At 43.1% G+C, this 6,848-nt stretch carries 9 protein-coding genes; 6 read left to right on the top strand and 3 right to left on the bottom strand.

Features of this window, described 5'->3' with window-relative positions; all coding sequences use genetic code 11:
* Nucleotides 1–45 precede the first annotated feature (45 nt).
* Nucleotides 46–492 (bottom strand): hypothetical protein, encoded by a 447-nt coding sequence (locus FGS84_RS32010; protein ID WP_138310551.1) that lies wholly within the window; start codon nt 490–492, stop codon nt 46–48.
* Between the two features lie 279 nt (nt 493–771).
* On the opposite strand from FGS84_RS32010, the gene FGS84_RS22500 reads away from it, so the two are divergent.
* Nucleotides 772–963 (top strand): hypothetical protein, encoded by a 192-nt coding sequence (locus FGS84_RS22500; RefSeq protein WP_138310550.1) that lies wholly within the window; start codon nt 772–774, stop codon nt 961–963.
* Between the two features lie 148 nt (nt 964–1,111).
* Here FGS84_RS22500 and FGS84_RS22495 read toward each other — a convergent pair whose 3' ends face one another.
* Together FGS84_RS22495 and FGS84_RS22490 are read right to left on the bottom strand one after the other, a co-directional pair.
* Nucleotides 1,112–1,492, bottom strand: coding sequence for a VOC family protein (locus tag FGS84_RS22495; RefSeq protein ID WP_138310549.1), 381 nt, complete (start codon nt 1,490–1,492; stop codon nt 1,112–1,114).
* A 103-nt stretch (nt 1,493–1,595) separates the two neighbouring features.
* Nucleotides 1,596–2,774, bottom strand: a complete 1,179-nt coding sequence (locus tag FGS84_RS22490) for an MFS transporter (protein WP_138310548.1) — start codon at nt 2,772–2,774, stop codon at nt 1,596–1,598.
* A gap of 130 nt (nt 2,775–2,904) precedes the next feature.
* Here FGS84_RS22490 and FGS84_RS22485 point away from each other — a divergent pair, with 130 nt between their 5' ends.
* The 5 genes from FGS84_RS22485 (at nt 2,905) to FGS84_RS22465 (ending at nt 6,834) form a co-directional block, all read left to right on the top strand.
* The gene (locus FGS84_RS22485) at nt 2,905–3,798 is read left to right on the top strand and encodes an AraC family transcriptional regulator (RefSeq protein ID WP_138310547.1); all 894 of its coding nucleotides are present in this window, start codon (nt 2,905–2,907) and stop codon (nt 3,796–3,798) included.
* A 90-nt stretch (nt 3,799–3,888) separates the two neighbouring features.
* A complete protein-coding gene (locus FGS84_RS22480; RefSeq protein WP_138310546.1) occupies nt 3,889–4,230 on the top strand; it encodes an ArsC/Spx/MgsR family protein in 342 nt (113 codons plus the stop codon).
* Nucleotides 4,231–4,296: 66 nt separating this feature from the next.
* A complete protein-coding gene (locus FGS84_RS22475; protein ID WP_138310545.1) occupies nt 4,297–4,590 on the top strand; it encodes a hypothetical protein in 294 nt (97 codons plus the stop codon).
* A 271-nt stretch (nt 4,591–4,861) separates the two neighbouring features.
* Nucleotides 4,862–5,800, top strand: a complete 939-nt coding sequence (locus tag FGS84_RS22470; RefSeq protein WP_138310544.1) for a GntR family transcriptional regulator — start codon at nt 4,862–4,864, stop codon at nt 5,798–5,800.
* Nucleotides 5,801–5,853: 53 nt separating this feature from the next.
* Nucleotides 5,854–6,834, top strand: coding sequence for an ABC transporter ATP-binding protein (locus tag FGS84_RS22465; RefSeq protein WP_138310543.1), 981 nt, complete (start codon nt 5,854–5,856; stop codon nt 6,832–6,834).
* Nucleotides 6,835–6,848: the final 14 nt, after the last annotated feature.

Below are 6,848 nucleotides of genomic sequence, written 5' to 3'. Positions count from 1 at the left end.
TAGACATAGCCACAAAATACGCTATTTCTTAAATTTTAAATTTCGTCACTTTGCCGATACTGATTTATGATACCTCTGAACAGTAACGGCAAGACAATACACCAAGCCACAGATTTCCAGGTAACCGTCCTGGAAGATTTCTGTAACAGCCAAGGCGGCCTCTATATTTTCGTCTAACTCAGCTTTTGTCTCAAATTCTTCCTGGGTGACTAAAACCTTCTCTTTGGTTTCCGGATTCCATCGGTATATCTCTTCCTGGCTGATATCAATAAGTGCGGGCTGCTCCGTGACGTACTTTTGAAACTGCTGCATAAATTTAAGTAGCTGCTCCTCAACTGACAGGTTTCCGGCAATTCCGTGTATTTTGGCAGTATCCAGTTGGGTGGCCAGCATTTTTTCCTTATCCGGATATAGATGCGCATATGTCCGCCAGGTGGTTTCCACTTTATCGTGGCCCAAACGCTGTGATACCATCAAAATATTGAATCCCATTTCGATAAGCAATGAGGCGTGGGAATGGCTAGGTCGTGGAAACTAATATAGTATTTATATTTCATTATTATCTATTATTCTGAATTAAAATAGGAGATTATTCTTTCTGTATCTCAAAATATATGATATACTTAATTAAATACTTCATATAGACATATAGAGGTAAGCACAATAATCCCATACACAGGAGAATATATCGGTCATAAAGAAAATGCTCAGTCTGGATTTACCTATTATTCGTTTACTCCATCCCCGTAGATGTCAGGCGATTTTTATACAATGGATGATGAATTAATCGCCTTATTAAATGATACCCACCAAAATCTTGGATTCCTGGAGGGAATAATTCAATATGCTCCCAATAATGACTCATTTAGAGAATTGATGCTATTTAAAGAATGCGTGTATTCTAAAATGATAGACTATGCCTTAATATTAAATATGGCACTTGCTTTCAAATCTTTTTCATAAGCGTAAACAACCTACTTTTCCTGATGAAAATGGTTCGCGACCTATGACGCAAGAAGAAATTATACAGGCAGAAACGAGTATTAATCTGAATTTTTATATTGTTTTTACAGGATTAAACCATATTTTATTTAATGAATTTTCATCTGGGTTATATTACCAATTCTATCAAATTATTTTCAGAATCAATTACACAGCAACCATAATATCCGTTGCATGTATCATGTGGGGAGCTGATTAAGTCATATCCATCGGCCTGTAATTGGTCCGAAATATCCCATAACTTTTTTTGGGAGCCGACATTTATCACAAGACGGTTAAAGCCAGTTCTACGAAAAAATTTTTCCGTATCCTTCCTATGGGGATGGGTCATTATTTCAAGCATACAGCCTTCATCGAATGATAAAATATATGCTTTTGCATCAAATGCAACATTTAAAGTTTTTTCAATACTGGCGCCAAAATATTTGATAAAAAATTCCTTAATGAATTCCAGATTGTTCACATACAGTGTCACATATTCGATTTTCATAGAATCCTCCCGGTTCTATATTGCCCGGTTCTAAATTGCCCGGTTCCAAATCGCCCAGTTCCAAATAGCTCATTCCCAAATAGCTCATCCCCAAATAGCCCAGTTATTTACGCTCACGCTTCATTAGGTAGAATACGCATATGAGCAGTACAATAGGAAAACAGACTCCGGCTAAAATGCCGGTTTTCAAATTATTACCAGCATTTTGTGAAATCATCCCGATAAAGCCTGGTCCTAATGAACCGCCTAAATCACCGGATAATGCAAGAAGGGCAAACAGGGCTGTGCCTCCAAGAGGCATTGTCTTTGATGAAATGCTGATGGAACCTGGCCACATGATTCCCACGGAAAAACCACAGATAGCACAGCCGGCCAGGCCAAGAGCAGGGGAATTTGATAATCCGGCTAATAAATAGCAGAATAGACACAGTGCTCCTGATATAACCATAAATTTCTTTAATTCTATTTTCTCTCCGTATTTTCCATAGAAAACCCTGCTGGTACCCATTAAAACTGCGAAGCACCCCGGGCCGGCTATGTCGCCCATGCTTTTTGAAACACCCAGTGCGCTTTCTGCGAAGGCTGATGCCCACTGGGCCATGGCAATCTCTGAAGCGCCGGCACAGACCATAAGAAGTGAGAGTATCCAGAAAAGCTTGTTTTGAAACAGTTCTTTCATTGTCATGCTTTTACCCTCTTCTACCAGTGTTTCGATTGGGCAGGTTGCAAAATTGTATATATTGTAAAGCGGTACTAAAGCCCAAATGCAGGCAAGAATTTTCCAGTTGTCCAGTCCAAATACGGCAAAGAAAATGGTTGATACTAAAATCACACATACGGCTCCCCAACAATAGAAGGAGTGCAGTAAACTCATAGTTCCTTCTTTGTTCTCAAAAGGACAAGCTTCAACAATGGGACTGACTAAAACTTCAATAAGACCGCTTCCTATCGCATAAACAATCGTACACAGAATGATGCCAATGAATGGATTTGACAGGACAGAAGGCAGGACCGCAAGGCCTGCGAGGCCCGCTGCAGAAGCTATCTCCGATAAAACGACGCTGGTCCTATATCCTATTTTGTCTACGAACTTGGCGCATGCCAAATCCACCACCAACTGTGTAAAATAAAAGAAAGTAGAGATAAGTGCAATTTTTCCCAGAGGGATATGATAGGTCTTATGAAAGGTAATAAAAAGAAGCGGAGCAAAATTAGCGGCAATGGCCTGAGTAATAAAACCCAGGTAACATGCAATAAGTGTTTTTTGATAGCGTTTTTTCACGACAGTTCTCCTTGACAGTATAATATTAATTGCTGTACTATGATTATATAAGCATTTTTACAATCCTGTTAGTTTGTTATAGTCAAATAATATGACAAAATGACCAATATAGTTAAAAGGTGGAGATTCTATGGCATTATCTGCCTGTAATACAGAGGCGGTATTAGACAAAAATGGAAAAGAAATTATGCAAACAGGCTCTTCTTTATTTCCAATAGCCTGCTTTTTGGATAATGTGAGCAGAATGCCGGTACCGTTGCATTGGCATGATGAAATTGAGGCATTTGCTGTTGTTTCTGGCGATATAAAGGTCATGGTTGGTGTTGAGTCAGTAACGTTGTCAGAACATGAAAGTATTATAATCAATTCCGGAATCCTCCATGGCATATCGGCAAACTCAAATAAAGAATGCAGATTAAAATGTATTTGCTGGGAACCCTCTGTCACGGGAGGCAGGGAGAACAGTGTTTTTTGGCAGAACTACACAAGGCCATTTATATCCGATAAACAGAATTTGTGTTATGTAAAAATCGGTATGGAATCGGAAACAGATAGGGAAATGAATGCATTGATATTAAAAGCATGGCAGCAGTGCGCAGATGAACCAAAAGGATATGAGATAGATGTCCGATATGAACTGTCAAAGCTTATTAGTATCATCATCGCGAACAAACCAAAGCATGTAAATGCGCGTGAAAAGAACTCTATAAGGCAGGAAGAACGTTTGAAAATGATGCTGGCATATATACATCTTCATTATGCAGATAAAATCACAATCAGGCAGATAGCTGATTATGCCATGGTCAGCACAAGTGAAGTGCTGCGATGCTTTAGAATGACGCTTGGTATAAGTCCCATAAAGTATACAAAAAACTACAGACTGGAGAAAGCGGCATTAGCATTAGAACATAATTCTTCCGTATCCGAGGTGGCCTATAGCTGTGGATTCAACGATATGAGTTACTTTGCAAAGGAATTTAAAAAGAAATACGGCAAAGCTCCGAATCAGTTTAAGGTACAGTGATTTCCGGAAGTATTTTATTAATTCAGGCCGCCGAGATGCTGCTACATAATGGAACTATGAAACTTTTAATCATAAACGGAGGACGACCCAATGAACATACAAATCTTCGGAACCAAAAAATGTTTTGGCACAAAGAAAGCCGAACGCTACTTCAAGGAGCGGAACATCAAATACCAACTAATAGATTTAAAGGAAAAAGGCATGAGCAAAGGAGAGTACACCAGTGTGAAACAGGCCGTGGGCGGTCTGGACGCTATGCTGAATGCTGACTGCAAAGATAAGGATGCGCTGGCACTCATCAGGTACATTGCTGCTGAGGACCGGGATGAAAAGGTTCTGGAAAACCAGAAGGTGCTCAAGACACCTATTGTCAGAAACGGCAAAAAGGCCACAATCGGATATCAGCCGGAGATATGGAGAACATGGGATTAAGACGGGCTGCATCAGCCGCAACCATTGTCCTGCCCCATGGACACAACAATAAGGGGGATTCATCCCATGGATAGACTGCAGGTGGCTGTCTGTGATGATGACCAGATGTATCTGGAGCAGATTGGAGAGGAAATAAAGACGTATACTCCCCAGATGGAAAGACAGGATGCTGTCCTTAAAAACAGGGCGGTAATCCATTACAGCTGCAGGGAAGAACACCGGGAGGCCCGGATGACGGGGCCGTTATTTCCCGGTGTTTGTTTATTATCTCCCGGTGTTTGCTTTTTGTCCGCCCTGTCAAAACCGCTGGCGCATGCGCATCATCGGTCCGTATACCTTTTTCGCCCCACTTCAGTCTGAAATGATAAGTGGAGAGAACGTACGTCATTTTTTAATTATACCAAACAAACAGCCAAAATAACATTGATACCAATCAAATAAAGTTATCAAACGCCGAAAAATGTAAATAATGCATAAAAATATACCGATATATTCTAAAATATGTACATATTTACAAAGCCTAAAAAGTATGCTATATTGACATTGTGATAGAAACAATAGTAACAATAGAAACAAACAATCAAACATTATATATGTTGCCCAACAGGAAGAAAGGACAATTGGAATATCTATGATTCAATATGCCGAAGTGTGGAAAATCAACAAGGACTCTAAAATCCCATACACGGACCAGTTGGTGAGGAATATCAGATGGAGCATTTTTACCGGCGAGGTGCGGTGGACGGAAAAGCTTCCTCCCATCCGCGTACTGGCTGATGAGCTGGGAATCAGCATTAATACGGTGCGCAATGCTTATAAGCGTCTGGAGCAGCAGGAGCTGGTGGTTACCAGACCGCATATAGGAACCATTGTGCAGACCGAGTCCATGGATAAGAAAAAGCTGGAGGAGGAGCTGGTCACATCCATTAAGAATGCCATCTACTACCAGCTGTCTGTGGAAGAGGTCCGCAGCATTGTGGACAAGGTCCTGAAGGAGATTGAGGAGAGCAAGAAAAAAAGTGTGATTTTTGTTTATGAGGATAAGAATATCGGCCACCGTTTCGCCATGCAGATTGCCAGGGAGGCGGATGTGCAGGTTGAGGAGGTCCACCTGGACCAGCTGCGGGATTACCTGGAGGAGCACCGGGACCAGATAGAGCACCTGGATGCAATCATTACCACCTACTTTCAGTATGCCCAGGTGAGAAGCATAGCCAGGAGCTACCAGCCTATTATTTACGGTATGACGGTGGAGGTTGCCCCGGATGTGATGGATGCGCTGCAATCCCTGGAAGCAGGTTCTGTGGCAGCGGTTATCTGTAAAAAGGAGGAGTCCGCGGACGGCTTTGTGAACCTGATTCACAGAATGTGCCCTGACCTGGATGTGGAAGTCTATTACGAGGATAAAAGGAGCGAGTGGAAGAAAATCGCCCAAAAGGCATCGGTTATCTGTGCAAGCCCTCATTTGACGGAGAAGGTCCGGCAGTGTGACTGGAAGATTCCGGTGTATGAGATGTGGGACAGAATCAATGAGCAGTCCATGAACATGTTAAAGGATTATCTTCACTAGTACAGCGTTGTGCTAGGGCTTTAATTAAGATAAAAACAGAATGGAGCTGGATTATGGAAGAAAAGCTGTTGGAAATTAAGGACCTGAGCGTGGAGTACACGACGGACGAGGACATTGTCAAAGCAGTCAATCACGTATCCCTTACCCTGAATAAGGGGGAGACGATTGGCCTGGTGGGGGAGACCGGTGCAGGTAAGACCACCCTGGCGCTGTCCCTTATGCGCCTTCTGCCAAAGGTGTCGGGGAGAATTACCGGCGGGGAAATCATGTTTAACGGGGAGGATTTGGTCAAAGCAGCCGAGGAGGACATGCGGAAGGTCCGGGGAGAAAAGATATCCATGATTTTCCAGGACCCCATGACCAGCCTGAATCCGGTGCTTACAGTGGGAAACCAGATTGGGGAGGCCCTGGAACTCCACATGGATTTGACGCCTGAGGAAAAGCAGGAACGGATTGAGGAAATGCTTAAGCTGGTGGGAATTGTGGAGAGCCGTAAAAAGGATTATCCCCATCAGTTTTCCGGGGGCATGAAGCAGCGCGTGGTCATAGCCATGGCCCTTGCCTGTAAGCCTGAGCTTTTGCTGGCCGATGAGCCTACCACGGCGCTGGATGTGACGATTCAGGCGCAGATACTGGACATGATGCAGGAATTGAAGGAGAAAATCAATACTTCCATCATCCTGATTACTCATGACCTGGGAATCGTGGCTGAGATATGCGACAAGGTGGCAATCATGTATGCCGGGGAAATCATTGAGTACGGCACAGCGGCAGATATATATGAAGGAAAGAACAGACATCCTTATACGGAGGGACTTTTTGGTTCCATACCGGATTTGGAGGTGGAGAGCAGGAGACTCAACCCCATTGAAGGGCTGATGCCTGACCCCACGGATTTGCCCCGGGGCTGCAAGTTTCATCCACGGTGCCCCAAATGCATGGATATATGTAAGAGTGCCCAGCCGCCTGAATGCGTGGAGGGAACCCATATGATTCGGTGCCACCTGTACCAGGATGGCCAGGAACGCGTTTGATAATTCATTCCCGC

Source organism: Clostridium sp. 1001271st1 H5 (assembly GCF_005845215.1).
Lineage (GTDB): Bacteria > Bacillota > Clostridia > Lachnospirales > Lachnospiraceae > Enterocloster.
Note: the sequence above shows the minus strand (reverse complement) of the source record. Positions and strands in the feature narration are given on the sequence as shown.

Coding starts and splice junctions, on each gene's coding strand:
- FGS84_RS32010 (WP_138310551.1), bottom strand. CDS start 492: ATGGGATTCAATATTTTGATGGTATCACAGCGTTTGGGCCACGATAAA.
- FGS84_RS22500 (WP_138310550.1), top strand. CDS start 772: ATGGATGATGAATTAATCGCCTTATTAAATGATACCCACCAAAATCTT.
- FGS84_RS22495 (WP_138310549.1), bottom strand. CDS start 1,492: ATGAAAATCGAATATGTGACACTGTATGTGAACAATCTGGAATTCATT.
- FGS84_RS22485 (WP_138310547.1), top strand. CDS start 2,905: ATGGCATTATCTGCCTGTAATACAGAGGCGGTATTAGACAAAAATGGA.
- FGS84_RS22480 (WP_138310546.1), top strand. CDS start 3,889: ATGAACATACAAATCTTCGGAACCAAAAAATGTTTTGGCACAAAGAAA.
- FGS84_RS22475 (WP_138310545.1), top strand. CDS start 4,297: ATGGATAGACTGCAGGTGGCTGTCTGTGATGATGACCAGATGTATCTG.
- FGS84_RS22470 (WP_138310544.1), top strand. CDS start 4,862: ATGATTCAATATGCCGAAGTGTGGAAAATCAACAAGGACTCTAAAATC.
- FGS84_RS22465 (WP_138310543.1), top strand. CDS start 5,854: ATGGAAGAAAAGCTGTTGGAAATTAAGGACCTGAGCGTGGAGTACACG.